Here is a 17,089-nt window from a genome sequence, read left to right as displayed (position 1 = left end):
AACCTTTACTCTTTTCATATTTTGAGAAATTAAGTTTTATATAAACTCTACTTTTCTCTCTCCAGCTTTTAACTCACCAATTACATAACCATCAGTTGAAGCTAAAACTGCATCTACATTTTTTGGATTTACTACAAGTATCATTCCAACACCCATATTAAATGTTCTATACATCTCCTCAAGTTCTACATGTTTTCCCATAAATTCAAATATTGGTAAAACTTTTATTTTGTCTCTATCTACAATAGCTTTTAGATTTTCAGGTAAAACCCTAGGAAGATTTTCAGTAATACCACCACCTGTTATGTGAGCTAAACCATTTATTTTATCTTTATTTGCTTTGAACTCTTTTACATAAATTCTTGTTGGCTCTAGTAATACATCTTTTAATTTTTTCCCAAAAAAATCATCTTCTAAACCCATTCCTAATTTTTCTAAAAGAAGCTTTCTAACAAGAGAAAAACCGTTTGAGTGAACTCCTGAGCTTGGAAGTGCAATTAAAATATCACCAGCTTCTACTTTTGAAACTCTATCAAGTTCATCTTTTTCTGCAATTCCCACACAAAAACCAGCTAAATCAAAATCACCCTCTTTGTACATTCCTGGCATTTCAGCAGTCTCTCCACCAATTAATGCACATTCACTTCTAATGCAACCTTCTGCAATTCCTTTTACCACTTGTGTAGCTTCTTCAACTTCAAGTTTTGCAGTTGCATAATAATCAAGGAAAAATAGTGGCTCTCCAAAGTTACAAAGTAAATCATTTGTACACATAGCAACTAAATCAATACCAACTGTATCAAATTTTTTTGCATCAATTGCTAGTTTTAACTTTGTTCCAACTCCATCTGTTCCAGCTAAAATAACAGGTTGCTTATATCCACTTGGTAGTTCAAAAGCACCAGCGAAAGAACCAATACCTCCTAAAACTCCTGGAATCCTTGTAGATTTTACATAAGGTTTGATATTTTCTACAAATTGATTCCCAGCATCTATATCAACTCCTGCATCTTTGTAACTAACTGTTGCCATTTTTTACCTTTTTTTATATTATTCTTAAATCTTAAGATTTATTAAAAATTTTTGGGTATTATAGCAGACTATTTATAAATTTTAAGGAATTCAAAAATGAAAGATAATATTGCATTTAGTGAAATGATGGTACATATACCACTTTGCACACATAAACTTGCTAAAGATATTTTAATAGTATCAGAACAAAACAGTGATTTAATAAATGAGCTTGACAGGCACAAAAAAGAGTCTATTTACAAGTTTATAGAGTTAAACGATTTAGAAAAAGTTGAAAACAAATCTTATGATGTAGTAATTTTAACAAACTCAAAACTAGATGTAAAAATTGTAGGAAAACTTTTTGATATTTTAAAAGATGATGGACTTATTGCATTTGCTTCAAAAGTTTTTTCAAGAGATGACAATAGATTAATTGATGATTTAAAACTAGTAGGTGAGAAATTTTGGATAGCAATGCCTTATAAATTCGGACACCAAGCTTCAATAATAGCTTCAAAAAAATATCACCCAACAGCAGATTTAAACCTTCAAAGAGCTGATTTTATTGATAATTTAGAGTATTATTCAAGTGAAATCCATACTGCTTCTTTTGTTTTTCCAGCAAAACAACATAGAGATTTAACAGGTATTGCAAAAAGATAATATGGAAGAGACAAAAAAAAATGTCTTTAAAAATGCTATTGCACTAACAGGTGGAATAGCAACAGGTAAAAGCACCGTTTGTAATATTCTAAAGCTTCATGGATTTTTAATAATTGATGCAGATAAGATAGCTCATATACTATTGGATGAAAATAGTCAAAAAATAGAGCAACTTTTTGGAAAAAAGTATGTAAAAGATGGAAAAGTTCTAAGAAAAGAGTTAGGAAAAATAATATTTTCAAATGAAAACAATAAGCTAAAACTCGAATCACTTCTTCATCCTCTTATCAAAGATGAAATTGAAAAAGAGGCAAAAATTTGTGAAGAGCAAAATAAGATATATTTTGTAGATATTCCACTATTTTTTGAAAAAATGCACTACCCTATCTCTAAATCAGTAGTAATTTACACTCCAAAAGAGTTGCAAATACAAAGATTACAAAGTAGAGACAATATAAGTAAAGAAGAGGCTATTTTAAAAATTTCAAATCAAATGGATATAGAAAAGAAAAAATCAAAAGCCACTTTTATAATAGACAATAGCAAAGATTTGAAACACCTTCAAAAAGAGATAGAAGATTTTTTGACTAAAATTGATATTTTATAGTAGTCTAATATGAATAGAGTAAGGAGATTAAATAGAGTTAGTCCCCTTACTTTAGCTTTTATTCAGCTACATTTATAGTAACTCCACTTTTTACAAGTTCATCTTGTCTCACTCTTAAATAGTCCAAATATGAGTTTGGATAGTTTTTATACTCTTTGTGACTTACATATCTTAAAACCTCTTTAAAGTGAAAAGGGAAAAGCAAAGCATCTATTGTAGAAATTAGTTTTTTATTATCATATAGTAAAACTCCTGGTCTATAATCTAGTTTTTGTTCTTTTGCCCACTCTTTTGGAGTTGTTTTTACACCATTTGGAGTTATTATAGTTTTATTACTATTTGCATCAACTCTTACAACTGTAAACTTAGAAAACTCATCTATTACCTCTTTATTTGTAAGAATTTTATTGTTAAAATGTTCACACTGTGTACAGCTTCCATCTTCAAAGATAATAGCTAGTGGGGATGCAATTTTACTTAAATCATCTAGCTCTTTAAACATCTTATTTGTTTTTAGTTTATACAGCTCTTTTTTCTCTACATTTTCCAAATATTTTGCTAAATCTGTAGTTTCATACTTTTTTTGTGCAACAAAATCTAAAATATATTGAAAATCACTAGAATTTCTATATCCATTTACTCTTGCAATTATCTCTTTTTTATCACTAAAAAATAGAATTGTTGGGCTATATTGGATTTTTAATTTCTCTGTTAGCTCTTTTTCAGTTACTACATCTTCATCAATCCAAGTAACTTCTCTACTTCCTTTTACATTTAGCTCTATTACATCAAAATTTGCTTTAATAAAATTGCTAGTATTATTTTTATCTTCAAAGCTCTCTTTTAACATTTTTGCACAATATGGACAACCTTCAAAATCCAAAAATATCATAAAGTGTTTAGAATTTTCATTAGCCTCTTCAATATCCTCTTTTATATCCAAAAAACTATCCTTAAACCATGATGGAGTTTGATGATTTGAAGCTCCTATTACTTTACCCTCTTTTGCATTTAAATTTAAAGCAAAAAGTATTGCCAAAGAAACTAAAAGCAGCCCCCTAAACATAATTTTCATAATCTCTCCTTATTTTAAATTTAATACTATTTTATTCAAATAATTATTACAATTAGCTATAAATATGAATACTTTAATTTAAAAATGATAAAATTCTTATTGTAAAATAAACTATGTTGTAAATATTACTTAATCTTATAATAAATATTTAAGGTATAAGTTATGTTTATAGAAAACTTTTTATAAAAAGGATTTATTATGATTGAAAAAAATGAGTTGTTGAAAAAAACCCCCTACAGAAAAAAAAGATATGTTACTTATGCTTTAATTACAATAATATCTATTGTATTACCATTTATTACAATAGATGGTAACCATATTTTCCTTCTATCCTTTGATAAAATGCAATTTCATTTTTTTGGAACAGCATTTGATATGCAAGAGTTATACTTAATGCCATTTTTATTAATGATCCTATTTTTAGGTATATTTGCAATTACTTCTATTGGAGGTCGTGCTTGGTGTGGTTGGTCTTGTCCACAAACTATTTTTAGAGTAATTTATAGAGATTTAATAGAGACAACTCTTTTAGGTCTAAGAAGAATAAAAAATAAACAAAAAGAGATAGATTTAAGTAAAAATGAAAATAAATTAAAAAAAGCTATAGGTGTTCTGCTTTGGTCAATTTTAGCACTTATAGCTTCCTCAAATTTTATGTGGTTTTTTGTACCGCCTGAAGATTTCTTTGCGTATCTAAGTGAGCCATTTGATCACTTAATGATGATTGGAATAGTTCTTTTTACAGCTGCTTTTATTATCTATGATATTATCATATTAAAAGAGGATTTTTGTGTCTATGTATGTCCATATTCAAGAGTTCAATCTGTTTTATATGATGACAACACTTTTCAAGCTATATACTCAGTAAAAAGAGGTGGAGCTGTATATAATGACAAAAAAGAGAAAACTATTTTTAATATAAAAGATTTTAAAGACCCAAATGCTGAATGTACAGCTTGTGAAGCCTGTGTTAGTGTTTGTCCAACTCATATTGATATTAGAAAAGGTTTACAGCTTGAGTGTATAAACTGTCTTGAGTGTGTAGATGCCTGTACAACAGTTATGAGAAAATTAGGAAGACCTTCTTTAGTTCAATGGTCAAATACAAATAATATTGTTGAAAACAAACCATTAAAGATTATTAGAAAAAATACAGTTATGTATTTTATAGCACTTTCTATTACTTTTGCTTTACTTTTTTTTATGAGTGGAGAGAAAGAGCATATGCTTTTAAATGTAAATAAAGATACAGAGCTATACAAAATAAAAGAGGATAATATTGTATCAAACAACTATCTACTTCTTTTCCAAAATACCGAGTCAAAACCATTAACTTATGAGTTAGAAATAGTAGATAATCCAGATATAAAAATCAAAAGATTTGAACCTTTTACTCTAAGCCCAGGGAAAATGGCAAAAAAAATTGTAATTCTTGAAACAGATAAACTTTTAGTCGATAATAATTTAAAAGATACTCCTATTTTAGTTACTTTTAAAGCATATGCACAAGAAGACCCTGAAAAAGTAAAGGTATTTAGAAAAGCTACTTTTTTCTTTCCTAGATCTGATAAACTTCAAAAATAAGCTTAGAGTGCTATAGCACTCTAAGCTTTAAATAACTTCTTAATTTAAATTTAGATATCATCACAGCTTATATTTTTTCAAAATTCAATAATATTTATGGAGTATTTTTATGACGAAATTCATTTTTGTAACAGGAGGAGTATTAAGCTCTTTAGGTAAAGGGATAACTTCTGCATCAATAGCAACAATATTAAAACAATCTGGATTTAAAGTAAGTATGTTAAAAATAGATCCATACTTAAATGTAGATCCAGGAACTATGAGCCCACTTGAACATGGAGAAGTTTTTGTAACAGCTGATGGTGCTGAAACAGATCTTGATTTAGGAAACTATGAGAGATTTATTGATGGAACTTTGACAAAGATAAATAGTTTTACAACAGGTCAAGTCTATCAAAGTGTTATAAAAAGAGAGAGAGAAGGTGGTTATCTTGGTAAAACTATTCAAGTAATTCCTCATGTTGTGGATGAGATAAAAGATAGAATCTTTAAAGCAGCAGATGGAAATGAGTTTTTAATCATTGAAATTGGTGGAACTGTTGGAGATATTGAGAGTCTACCATTCTTAGAAGCTATTAGATCTATTAGACATGAACTTCCAAAATCAAATACTATGAATATTCATGTAAGTTTAGTTCCATATATAAAAGCAGCAGGTGAACTAAAAACAAAACCAACTCAACATTCAGTACAAGAGTTAAGAAGAATTGGAATAACTCCACATATGCTTGTATGTAGAACAGAAAAAGAGCTTCCAAAAGCACTAAAAGATAAACTAGCACTATCTTGTGATATTGATAGAAATGCAGTTATTGAAGCTGGTGATGCAAAATCTATCTATCAAGTACCTCTTCACTTTATAAAAGAGGGGATTTTAACACCTCTTCAAGAGCATTTTAATATAAAAATAAAACCAAATATGGAGAAATGGGATACTTTAGTAAAAAATATTTTAGTTCCTCAAGATGAAGTTACTATTGCTTTTGTAGGAAAATATCTTGATTTAAAAGAGTCATATAAATCTTTAACTGAAGCTTTAATTCATGCAGGAGCTCACCTAAATACAAAAATAAATATCCACTGGTGTGATAGTGAGAGAATTGAAGACTTAGGAGCTTATGAAATTATTGGAAATGTAGATGCAATTCTAGTTGCTGGTGGTTTTGGAGCAAGAGGAGTTAAAGGAAAACTTGATGCTATAAAATATGCAAGAGAGAATAATATTACATTTTTAGGAATTTGTTTAGGAATGCAGTTAGCAATTATTGAGTTTGCTAGAAATGTTTTGGGAATTGAAGATGCAAACTCAATAGAGTTTAATAGCGAAACTAAAAATCCTTTAATCTACTTAATTGATGAATTTATTGATCAAAGTGGTAACAAACAGCTAAGAACAAGCAACTCTCCACTAGGTGGAACTATGAGACTTGGAGAATACCCATTTTCTCCAATAAAAGGAAGCAAACTTCAAAAAGCCTATGGAAATGATGAAAAGTATTTTGAAAGACATAGACATAGATATGAAGCAAATCCAAAGTATAAAGAGGCTTTAGAGAATGCTGGTATGCTTGTAAGTGGTGAGTCATATGGGCTTATTGAAGCAGTTGAATTAAAAGATCATCCTTGGTTTGTTGGTGTTCAGTTTCATCCTGAGTTTACATCTCATTTAGAGACACCAAATCCTATAATTTTGGATTTTGTAAAACACGCAAATTCTCATAAATAATGCCAAAAATCACAAAGCAAAGACTTTTTGAGATCTTAAATGCAAGACATTTGAATAATCCATATTCAAAACTTGCATCTCTTCCATCTTTTGAGAATTTTAAAGATATAGATATTGCAACTAAAAGAGTAAAAAAGGCTATTTTAAATAGTGAAAAAATCACTATTGTTGGAGATTATGATGTAGATGGTATTGTGTCAACTACAATTATGATAGATTTTTTTACTCTTTTGGGTGTAAAAGTTGATTATATTATTCCTAATCGCTTTGAGCATGGCTATGGTTTATCTCCTAAAATTGTTGATATGATTGATAGTGGTTTAGTAATTACTGTTGATAATGGAATAACTGCATATGAAGCATCTTTAAAATTAAAAGAGAAAAATATTGATTTAATAATAACAGACCACCACACTGTTGGAGACAAAGTACCTCTAGCTCTTGCAATTATAAATCCCAAACAGATAAATTGTAATTTTCCATTTAAAGAGATTTGTGGTGCACAAGTTGCTTGGTATTTTTGTGCTGCAATAAAAAATGAGTTGAAAATTGATATAAATATGAGTTCATATTTAGACCTTTTATGTTTGGCAATCATTGCTGATATTATGCCTATGACTAGCCTTAATTATACTATGGTTAGACAAGGATTAAAAAAAATAAAAAACTCTTCTAGAGAGGCTTTTAAGCTATTAAACTCTCACTTAAAAAAAGATACTTTAGTATCTGATGATATTGGATTTACAATTGCACCAAAATTAAATAGTGCTGGACGAATGGATGATGCAAGTATTGCTTTAAAGTTTTTATTATCAAAAAACCAATCTTCTGCCTACGAAAGTTTGGCAGTTTTAGATGAATTAAACAACTATAGAAAAACTATACAAGAGAGAATTTCAAACGAAGCAGAACAAAAATCAAGCAATAGTGATAGAGCTGTTATTGTCTGGGGAGAAGATTGGCATGAGGGAATTATTGGTATTGTTGCATCAAAACTATCTAATAGTCAAAAAAAACCTGCCTTCATATTTTCAGTTCAAAATGGTATTGCAAAAGGAAGCGCAAGAGCAAACTCAAATATAAATTTATATGATTTAATCTCAAAAGCTTCTCACCTACTTATAGGTTTTGGTGGACATAAAAATGCAGCTGGATTGTCTTTATTGGAAGAAAATTTAGAGATATTCAAAGAGATAATAAATAGAGAACTTGAAAAATCAGATGATATATTACACAATGAATTTATAACTTTAGGTGAACTTGATGTTAGTAGTGTTGATTTGGAGTTTATCTCTATTATAGAAGACTTTGAGCCTTATGGGCTTGAAAATAACAGACCTGTTTTTAAAGTATCAAATGTAAATATACTAAAATCAGAGTTAATAGGAAAAGATAAAAATCATCTAAAATTAACTCTAAATAGTGATGGTTTTGTATTTGAAGCTTTAAAGTTTTTCAATTCAAATAAAGAGTTAGGAAATAATTTGAATCTAATAGTATCTATATCAAAGAATGAGTTTAGAGGAGTCGTTACTCCAACTTTTTTAATTCAAGAGTTTTTATAAAACCATAGGTTTTCTAATACTATTTCTAAACTCATTGTCTCTATTTTGAGATATTCCTTCAAGATCTAATATCTCACTATCTAAATCTGTTCGTGCAAAAGATGAGCTTAATATATTACCACTATTTATATCTATTAGTTTTATAAAAAGATTTAGACTCTTATTTGAAATAGAGTAAGTTCCAACAACTGCATATCTTGATTTTACCTTGTCACTTAAAATTCTATTTTTTTCTCTTGTTAAAAGATTAAACCCAGAAGGTCCAAATTCAAACTCTTTTCCTAACTCTATCTCTCTTACAATAACATCCAAAGAAGACAACCTATCTTTTAAAAGATTTGAGAGTAGAAATCCTAGTTGTGACCTATTTTTAAGATTATCAAGATTTACAAAATCAGATACCAAAACAACCTCATCAAAAGCTACATTTCTCTTAATCTTAATAGCTGATTTTTTCACCATATCATTTAACATTGAGTCAAAATTTGTATTTTTTGAAATTGGGTCTTTATATGCTCCGCAAGAAGTTATAAAAAGGGCTAAGAGTACTAAAAAAATACTTTTTAGTACTCTTAAGTTTTTAAAGGGCATCTATTATTTCTCTTTTACGATTTTTATTGTTCTCATAGGTGGACAATCTCCAAACATTGTACAATCTTGAGCTAAGCCATGAACAAAAGTTGATCTCGCACTAGATATTACTCTTCCTGTTATATTATCTATAACTCTTGCATTTAAAATCACTTTTCCATTTTGTCTTGAGTAAGTTCCTACAACAACATACGTACTAGGAACCTCTTTTTTAATCTCATGAGGTTTTCTACTTAAAAAATACTCACCTTTATCATTTACAGAAATGGCCATTTGTCCTCTAAACTCTATAAGATTAAAACCTCTATTTGAAAGTTCATCTATCATACTCTCTCCAACAACTCTTCCAAATTCTGATGTAGTTTTAAATTGGTCTAGTCTTACAAAAGAGGTTACAATTACAGGTTTATTTGTATCAAGTTTTTTATTTATCATCATTTGAGTTGCCAATGAAGATATAGTTGCTTCTAAACTATTTTGAACAGTTATGTTTTCTTGTTTATAATTTGCAACAGTCATACCATCTCTCATCTGATTTACTTTATCTGATTCAGTTCTTACCTCTTTATTTTTTGAGTTACAAGCTGAAAAAACAGTTAATATCCCTAGAAAAATAGCAAATTTTAAGATTTGTTTAGACATTTCCAATCCCTTTTTTAAATTCTTAAGATTTTATTTAAAATTTACTTACAAAACCTTTATAAATGCTTATATAAACCAAACTTGTATATAATATTTATAAAATTCTCAAAAAAGGGTAGTTTATGGCAAAAATTTTAGTTCCAATATCAAATGGTTTTGAAGAGATAGAAGCAATTTCAGTTATTGATATTTGCAGACGTGCAGGAATAGAAGTTATAACAGCTGGAGTTGAAGATAAAATTTTAATAGGTGCTCATAATATTAAAATTGAGATGGATAAACGAATAGAAGAAGTGAGTTCTAGTGATTTTGATATGATAGTTTTACCTGGTGGTCTTCCAAATGCTTTTACTTTAGCAGAAAATAATAATGTTCAAAGACTTTTAAAAGAGTTTGAAGAGAACAATAAAAAAATTGGAGCTATTTGTGCAGCACCTTATGCACTTCACAAAGCAGGAGTTTTAAATCAAAACTATACTTGTTATCCTAGTTTCGAAAAAAAGATTAAAGCTGATGGTTATCAAGAGGATAAAAATGTGGTTACTGATAATAATGTAATTACTTCAAGGGGACCAGCAACTGCAATTGATTTTGCACTTGAAATTGTAAAAACTTTAAAAGGTGATGATATTTATCACCAAGTTAAAACAGGTCTTCTAGCATAATTAAATATAAGCTCCATTAGGGCTTATATGATATTAATATCTTCTCAATGAAGTTTTAGGTAAAATATATACATAAGAAATAAAATAAAAGATTTATAAGATATGTCACAAATACCACAATTTACACACTTACATTTACATACAGAGTATTCCCTTCTTGATGGTGCAAATAAAATCAAGCCACTTGCAAAAAAGCTAAAAGAGTTTGGAATGACAAGTGTTGCTATGACCGACCATGGAAATATGTTTGGAGCAATAGACTTTTACAATGCTATGAAGAATGAAGGAATAAAACCAATTATTGGAATGGAAGCCTATATCCACAATAGTGAAGATTTAAGTGATAAAACAAATCGTCAAAGATTTCACCTATGTTTATATGCAAAAGATGAAATAGGCTACAAAAATCTTATGTATCTAAGTTCACAAGCATATATAAATGGTTTTTACTACTATCCCAGAATAAATAAAGAACTCCTAAAAAAACACTCTGAAGGGCTTGTTTGCAGTGCAGCTTGTTTACAAGGAGAAGTAAACTGGCATTTAAATACTCAAAATGAGCGAAATGTAAAAAATGGTGCAAAAGGATATGAAGAGGCAAAAAAAATAGCTCTTGAGTATAAAGAGATTTTTCAAGATGACTTTTATCTTGAAATTATGCGACATGGTATTGGTGACCAGCATTTTGTAGATGACCAAATTCTAAAAATTTCACAAGAGACAGGTATAAAAGTAGTTGCTACAAATGATACTCACTATTTAGAACAAAAAGATGCTGATGCACATGAAGCATTTATGTGTATCGCAATGAATAAACTTTATGATGATCCAAATAGATTAAGACATAGTGTACATGAGTTTTATCTAAAATCACCTGAGCAAATATACAAGCTTTATGCTGATATTCCAGAAGCTATTGAAAGCACTCAAGAAATAGCAGATAAATGTAATCTAACAATAAAACTAGGAAATCCTACTCCTCCAAATTTTAAATTTACAAGAGATAAATTAGAAGAGTTAAATATAAAGATACCAGAACCACAAAATGAGTATTCACTAGAAAATGACAAAGTTTTATTCGCCTTTGAGTGTAGAAAAGGTTTAGAAGATAGGTTAAAATTAGTCCCTATAGAGAATCATCAAGAGTATAAAGATAGACTTGAACTTGAAATAAATATTATAAATAGTATGAAATTCCCTGGTTATATGCTTATTGTTTGGGATTTCGTAAAGGTTGCAAAAGATATGCAAATTCCTGTAGGTCCAGGACGAGGTTCTGCTGCTGGAAGTTTGGTTGCTTATAGCCTTAAGATTACAGATATTGATCCAATTCCTTATGGACTGCTTTTTGAGAGATTTTTAAATCCTGAAAGGGTAAGTATGCCCGATATTGATATGGATTTTTGCCAAAGTAGGCGTGGTGAAATAATAGACTATGTTGTAAATCAGTATGGAAGAGCCAATGTTGCACAAATTATAACTTTTGGTAAACTTTTAGCAAAAGGTGTTATACGAGATGTTGCAAGGGTTTTAGATATGCCATATGCAAAAGCTGATGCTATGGCAAAGCTAATTCCAGATGAGCTAGGAATAAATCTTACTTCTTCATGGGAAAAAGAGCCAAAAATAAAAGAACTTTGTGAAGCAGATCCACTAGCTGCTAGAGTTTGGGAGTACGCACTAGCACTTGAAGGTCTAAATAGAAATGCAGGAACTCATGCCGCTGGAGTTGTAATTTCAAATGAACCACTATGGAATAAAACACCACTTTTTAAACCAAGTGGGCTTGATACTTTAGCTACACAATATAACGGAAAATATATAGAAGATGTTGATTTAATAAAATTCGACTTTTTAGGACTTAAAACTCTTACAGTTATAGATGAAGCTTTAAAACTAATAGAGCAAAGACATGGTAAAAAAATAGATTTTAAAACTATAGATGTAAATGATAAAGGTGTTTATGATTTAATTCAAACTGGTGATACCCTAGGACTATTTCAAATTGAATCTGATGGTATGCAAGATTTGTGTAAAAGATTAAAACCATCAAACTTTGAGGATATTGTTGCCGTTCTTGCCTTATATAGACCAGGTCCTATGGAATCTGGAATGCTTGATGACTTTATTGAAAGAAAACACGGTCGTGCAAAAATTGACTATTTCCATGATGAGCTTGAAGAGGTTTTAAAACCAATTTTGGAAAATACTTATGGAGTAATCGTATACCAAGAACAAGTAATGCAAATTGTTCAAAGTGTTGGTGGTTTCTCTTTAGGTGGAGCTGACCTTGTGCGAAGAGCAATGGGTAAAAAGATTAAAGAGGAGATGGATAAACTAAAAGGTGAATTTGCAGATGGTGCAGAGCAAAAGAATTTTACAAGAGCCTATGCTGAAGAGCTTTTTGATTTGATTGTTAAGTTTGCTGGGTATGGATTTAATAAATCTCACTCAGCAGCTTATGCATTAGTTACTTTTTATACTTCATATTTAAAATGCTACTATAAAGCTGAATTTATGGCAGCACTTTTAACCCTTGAAAAAGATAATACAGATAAAGTTGTACGATATGTAGATGAAGTAAAAAGGCTAGGATTAGACCTTTTCCCACCAGATATAAATAAATCAGACCTTGTATTCTCAGCCACAAAAATAGATGGTAAAGAAGTTGTAATGTTTGGAATGGGTGCAATTAAAGGTGCTGGAGATGTTGCAATAAATTCAATATTAAAAGCAAGAGAAGATGGAAGCTTTATAGATTTATCAGATTTTATATCAAGAATAGATGCAAGCAAAGTAAACAAAAGAGTTATAGAATCTTTAACAAAAGCAGGAGTTTTTGATAGTTTTGGATACTCAAGAAATGCCCTTTTAAGCCAAATAGAAAAAATTGTTGATGGTGCTGGAAAAGCTTCAAATGCAAAAAAAATGTCTGTTGGTTCTCTTTTTGGAGATAGCACAGAGCTTACAAGTATAGAGGTAGAATTAGACAATTTACCTGAATACTCAAAAAAAGAGATATTAGAACTTGAAAAAGCAAGCCTTGGTTTTTATGTTTCAGGTCATCCACTTGATGAATATAAAGACAAGATAGAAAAGATAAACTATACACTATCATCTCAAATAGATGAGTTAGCAGATGGAAGTCAAATTCTAATAGTTGGAAAAATAGAGACAATTACTGAAAAAATATCAAAAAAGGGTAGTAAGTTTGGAATTGTCTCAATTTTGGATTTCCATGGAACTATCGAGTTTATGCTATTTGAAGATAAGTTAAAAGAGCTTCAGGAAAGTTTTGATTTAAATGAACCAATAGCCTTTAAAGTACGAATCTCAAAAAATGACCAATTTACACGAATGAGCGTTTTAAAAATAGAGACTATTTTAGATGCCCAAAAAGAGAGAGTAAATATAAAACAAAAAGAGATAGCAGAGCCACCTCTTACAATTGCTTTGATGTTTACTGAAGATGAAGATTCAATACTAAAACTATTTGATTTAGTAATAAACAACCAAGGGAAAAGAGAACTAAAAATTATAGTAAAATCAAAATTAGCAGACCTAGAGCTTGAAAGTGGTATAAAAGTTTCTAGTACAGTTGAAAAACTAATTCATAATATAAAAGGAGCATATATAGTAGATGATGAAAATTCTTCTAACAAATGATGATGGGTATGATGCAGTTGGTCTAAAAGCTCTAATAAAAGCACTTGAACCAATAGCAAAAGTAATGGTGGTAGCCCCTGCAAAAAATAAATCAGCTTGTGGTCACTCTTTAACTTTGGATAGACCTTTAAGGCTTATAAGTATAGATGATGAATACTATAAAATAGATGATGCAACACCAACAGATTGTATATATCTATCATTAGGACATCTTTTTAAAAATGGATATCGTCCTGATTTGGTAATAAGTGGTATAAATATTGGTGCAAATATGGGAGAAGATATTACTTATAGTGGAACAGCTAGTGCTGCTATGGAGGCTGTAATTCATGGAGTTCCAGCAATTGCTATATCACAAGTTTGCAAAGATATGTGCCGAAGTATTGTAGTTGATTGGGATTTTGAACTAGCATGTAAAGTAGTAGTTGATTTAGTAAATAAGATAGAAAATGGCTATTTTCCACTAGCTGAAAGAAAGTTTTTAAATGTTAATATTCCACCTTTAAAAGCAAAAGATTGCAATGGTGTAAAAATTACAAAAGCTGGATATAGAGTGTATGGAAATGATGCACATAGACATACAAATCCACGAGGAGAAGAGTACTATTGGATTGGTCTTCATCCCCTTAGTTGGAGAGCAAGTATTGATAGTTCTTGTGATTTTGAAGCTATAAAGAATGGCTATGTTTCAATAAGCCCTATTATGCTTGATATGACATCGCATAGCGATATAAAAGATTTAGAAAATTGGCTAAATAACTAGAGCTTTATTCATAAAGCACTTTAGGTTTTTGCTACTTTTTAGGGAATTTAAAATCCACCTATAAAAAGTAGTAATTAAATAGAAACATTTAAAAGGAAAGATTAAACTATGAATTTCACAAATTCAATTACAAAACATATAGTAAAACTTATAGGAACTCTAAAAAGTGAAGATGAGCTTCAAGAGGTATTAAAAAGAAAATTTACAAAAAGAGAGTACAAAACTTTCATAGCTTTTGAAGAGGGTAAAAGTATAGATGAGATAAAAACTCTTTTAAAAGAAGAAGATACAAAAGAGGTAGAAAAAATCTACCAAACAGCTATTAAAAAACTAAATCAAGAGATTTTTAAAAGGGAGTTAGTAGATTTATAAAAATCTACTAAAGTACCATTTTTATCTCACTATGCTCCCCTAAGAGTCTAAAAATTTCAGTTCTATCATCATCATTGTGAACTAACATCTCCAAGCTATAACTTTTAAATTTACCTTTAGAGCTAGTTCTTGATGGTTTTAAGTTATGTTCTCGTTCAAAAACAACCTCTTTTACACATTTTTTAATATTACAATCTTCTAAAACAACAAGTTTATATTCCCAACTACAAGGGTAGTTTAACTCTAATTTTTTATCACTTAAATCTATCATCTTTTAAAATCTCCACTTTTCCCACCACTTTTACTTTCAAGCTGAATATCTGAAATTATCATACTTTTATCAATAGCTTTTACCATATCATAAATTGTAAGGAGCCCAACACTAACACCTGTTAAAGCTTCCATTTCAACACCTGTTTGTCCATTTAATTTTGCTGTAACAAAAAGTTTAAAACTGTTTGTTTGTGGAAACTCTTCTATATCGCAATTAATCCCACTTAAAAGCAGTGGGTGGCACATAGGTATTAACTCACTTGTCTTTTTTGTACCCATAATTGCTGCTATTACAGCTGTTTGTAAAACTGGACCTTTTTTTACAACATTTCCTATAATTGCATCATAAGCATCACGGCTCATAGTGATTTTTCCACTTGCAACTGCAACTCTATGTGTCTCATTTTTCCCTGAGACATCTACCATTTTTGGTCTATTATTATCATCAATATGTGTTAAATTCATAATTTATTCCTTAATATTAAAAAAAATTATTCTATTCTAATATAGATTAAATAGGAATTAAGTTTATTTAATTATAATCCAAGCTCAAATTTAAAAAGAAAGTGGGTGATTTTAGTGCCAGGCATTAAAGTTAGAGATAATGAATCTTTTGACGAAGCGTATAGAAGATTTAAAAAGCAATGTGACAGAAACCTTATAGTTACAGAAACAAGAGCTAGAAGATATTTTGAACCAATGACTGAAATCAGAAAAAAACAAAAAATTTCTGCTAGAAAGAAAATGCTTAAAAAATTATATATGCTTAGAAGATACGAGTCAAGATTATAAGATCTGTTATTTTCCAAGTAAAGCCCAGTTCTTCGGAATTGGGCTTTTTTTATTTCAATTTTTAAAGTCTTCTAGCAATAATTGGAGCAATATTCATAACTATTAAAAGTCTTACAATATGGTGCAAAGTTATATATGGCAAGTTCGCACCAACCAAAAGAGCTATTAAGTTTATCTCAGTTTGTCCTCCTGGACCAAAGGCAAGTAAGATATCCAAAACCTTGAAATCCAAACTATAAAAGATAATTGCTATAAAAATAGCACATAAAATAAACAAAATAATAAAATGTCCAAAAGTAGCAAGTAGAGTTTTATATATTATTTTAAAAGGTACATTTCTAAAAGTAAATCCAATAATTACCCCAAAAACAATCTGAATAAACTTCAAAAACTCATCTGGAATTGCTACAGTAAAAACTCCAGTTGAAAACAAAAATATACTTAAAATCATAGGACCCATCAAGAATGCAGCTGTTACTTTGATTCTTTTTGCAAAAATTGCTGCAAAAATAGAGAGAGTATATAAAACAAAAAACTCAAAAAAATCTATATTTTTAAGTGGAGTAGTAAGTAACTGGTTACCACGGATATCTATTTGAAAAATATATTGAATAATAAAAGGTAAAGATACAACCACAAAAAATAGCCTAGAGCTTTGCATTAGAGTTATTTTAGTAGTATCTGCTTTTAGCTCTTCTCCTATTATTACCATCTCTATAACACCTCCTGGCATTGAGCCTAAATATGAGGTTTTTAAATCATATTTTAAAACTTTATAATAGTAATATGTTCCAAAGAATATTACTAAAATTGTAAATGGAACAACAAGTAATAGACTTACAAAATAGTGGGGAATATAGTTTAAAATCTCTGGAGTAAAAGCACTTCCTATTGCAATTCCTATTAAAATTCTTGCTGGTGGTGAAAAAGTTTTTGGACTAATTATTGGTAATTTTTCAAATCTTATAGACAAAGTTGTAGCAAAAATACTTCCCAAAAGCCAAGGAAGAGGTAAATGAAAATAGATAAAAACTATTGAGCCTAAAAGCCCAATAAGTAAAGCTAAAAGCATTTTTGCTAAATTTATCATA

17 protein-coding genes are annotated in these 17,089 nt (G+C 29.5%); 10 read left to right on the top strand and 7 right to left on the bottom strand.

The genetic code is table 11. The features are described 5' to 3' along the window. Positions 1-36 precede the first annotated feature (36 nt). On the bottom strand, positions 37-1,032 hold the full coding sequence (gene purM / locus ATR_RS00565) for a phosphoribosylformylglycinamidine cyclo-ligase (RefSeq protein ID WP_115427561.1): 996 nt from the start codon (positions 1,030-1,032) through the stop codon (positions 37-39). Positions 1,033-1,128: 96 nt separating this feature from the next. Here purM and ATR_RS00560 point away from each other — a divergent pair, with 96 nt between their 5' ends. Both ATR_RS00560 and coaE read left to right on the top strand, forming a co-directional pair. Next, entirely contained in the window at positions 1,129-1,677 is a 549-nt protein-coding gene (locus ATR_RS00560) for a class I SAM-dependent methyltransferase (protein ID WP_115427560.1), read from the top strand. Between the two features lies 1 nt (position 1,678). Further along, on the top strand, positions 1,679-2,284 hold the full coding sequence (coaE, locus tag ATR_RS00555) for a dephospho-CoA kinase (protein ID WP_115427559.1): 606 nt from the start codon (positions 1,679-1,681) through the stop codon (positions 2,282-2,284). Between the two features lie 58 nt (positions 2,285-2,342). Here coaE and ATR_RS00550 read toward each other — a convergent pair whose 3' ends face one another. Further along, positions 2,343-3,359 (bottom strand): thioredoxin family protein, encoded by a 1,017-nt coding sequence (locus tag ATR_RS00550; RefSeq protein ID WP_115427558.1) that lies wholly within the window; start codon positions 3,357-3,359, stop codon positions 2,343-2,345. Between the two features lie 198 nt (positions 3,360-3,557). Here ATR_RS00550 and ccoG point away from each other — a divergent pair, with 198 nt between their 5' ends. From ccoG to recJ, 3 genes are all read left to right on the top strand, one after another. Next, a complete protein-coding gene (gene ccoG / locus ATR_RS00545; protein WP_115427557.1) occupies positions 3,558-4,943 on the top strand; it encodes a cytochrome c oxidase accessory protein CcoG in 1,386 nt (461 codons plus the stop codon). A 109-nt stretch (positions 4,944-5,052) separates the two neighbouring features. Then, complete coding sequence (locus tag ATR_RS00540) at positions 5,053-6,669, top strand: CTP synthase (RefSeq protein ID WP_115427556.1); 1,617 nt, start codon at positions 5,053-5,055, stop codon at positions 6,667-6,669. Next, positions 6,669-8,234 (top strand): single-stranded-DNA-specific exonuclease RecJ, encoded by a 1,566-nt coding sequence (recJ, locus tag ATR_RS00535; protein WP_115427555.1) that lies wholly within the window; start codon positions 6,669-6,671, stop codon positions 8,232-8,234. The genes ATR_RS00540 and recJ overlap by 1 nt, the downstream gene beginning before the upstream one ends. On the opposite strand, the gene ATR_RS00530 is transcribed toward recJ, so the two are convergent. Continuing rightward, positions 8,229-8,825 carry a FlgO family outer membrane protein gene (locus ATR_RS00530; protein ID WP_115427554.1) on the bottom strand — a complete coding sequence of 199 codons (597 nt, stop codon included), beginning with the start codon at positions 8,823-8,825 and terminating at the stop codon, positions 8,229-8,231. The two genes, recJ and ATR_RS00530, sit on opposite strands and share 6 nt — an antisense overlap. Before the next feature lie 3 nt (positions 8,826-8,828). Continuing rightward, positions 8,829-9,467 (bottom strand): FlgO family outer membrane protein, encoded by a 639-nt coding sequence (locus tag ATR_RS00525; protein WP_115427553.1) that lies wholly within the window; start codon positions 9,465-9,467, stop codon positions 8,829-8,831. Positions 9,468-9,589: 122 nt separating this feature from the next. Here ATR_RS00525 and ATR_RS00520 point away from each other — a divergent pair, with 122 nt between their 5' ends. The 4 genes from ATR_RS00520 to ATR_RS00505 all read left to right on the top strand — a co-directional run bounded on the left by ATR_RS00520 (position 9,590) and on the right by ATR_RS00505 (position 14,933). Beyond that, positions 9,590-10,132, top strand: a complete 543-nt coding sequence (locus ATR_RS00520; RefSeq protein ID WP_115427552.1) for a DJ-1 family glyoxalase III — start codon at positions 9,590-9,592, stop codon at positions 10,130-10,132. A gap of 102 nt (positions 10,133-10,234) precedes the next feature. Continuing rightward, positions 10,235-13,798 (top strand): DNA polymerase III subunit alpha, encoded by a 3,564-nt coding sequence (gene dnaE, locus ATR_RS00515; protein ID WP_115427551.1) that lies wholly within the window; start codon positions 10,235-10,237, stop codon positions 13,796-13,798. After that, positions 13,773-14,561: a 5'/3'-nucleotidase SurE gene (gene surE / locus ATR_RS00510; protein WP_115427550.1), complete on the top strand. Its 789-nt coding sequence runs from the start codon at positions 13,773-13,775 to the stop codon at positions 14,559-14,561. The genes dnaE and surE overlap by 26 nt, the downstream gene beginning before the upstream one ends. A 108-nt stretch (positions 14,562-14,669) precedes the next feature. Beyond that, a complete protein-coding gene (locus ATR_RS00505; RefSeq protein WP_115427549.1) occupies positions 14,670-14,933 on the top strand; it encodes a hypothetical protein in 264 nt (87 codons plus the stop codon). 7 nt (positions 14,934-14,940) lie between these two features. Here ATR_RS00505 and ATR_RS00500 read toward each other — a convergent pair whose 3' ends face one another. Next, a complete protein-coding gene (locus ATR_RS00500; RefSeq protein ID WP_115427548.1) occupies positions 14,941-15,204 on the bottom strand; it encodes an HP0495 family protein in 264 nt (87 codons plus the stop codon). Beyond that, a complete protein-coding gene (moaC, locus tag ATR_RS00495) occupies positions 15,201-15,671 on the bottom strand; it encodes a cyclic pyranopterin monophosphate synthase MoaC (protein WP_115427547.1) in 471 nt (156 codons plus the stop codon). The genes ATR_RS00500 and moaC overlap by 4 nt, the downstream gene beginning before the upstream one ends. 114 nt (positions 15,672-15,785) lie before the next feature. Here moaC and rpsU point away from each other — a divergent pair, with 114 nt between their 5' ends. Continuing rightward, positions 15,786-15,998, top strand: a complete 213-nt coding sequence (rpsU, locus tag ATR_RS00490) for a 30S ribosomal protein S21 (protein ID WP_066157053.1) — start codon at positions 15,786-15,788, stop codon at positions 15,996-15,998. A 61-nt stretch (positions 15,999-16,059) separates the two neighbouring features. On the opposite strand, the gene ATR_RS00485 is transcribed toward rpsU, so the two are convergent. Next, positions 16,060-17,088, bottom strand: coding sequence for an AbrB family transcriptional regulator (locus ATR_RS00485; RefSeq protein ID WP_115427546.1), 1,029 nt, complete (start codon positions 17,086-17,088; stop codon positions 16,060-16,062). Position 17,089: the final 1 nt, after the last annotated feature.

Source organism: Aliarcobacter trophiarum LMG 25534, from assembly GCF_003355515.1.
In the GTDB taxonomy this organism is placed as follows: domain Bacteria; phylum Campylobacterota; class Campylobacteria; order Campylobacterales; family Arcobacteraceae; genus Aliarcobacter; species Aliarcobacter trophiarum.
The sequence above is the reverse complement of the archived record's forward strand: the minus strand, read 5'-3'. Positions and strand labels throughout refer to the sequence as shown.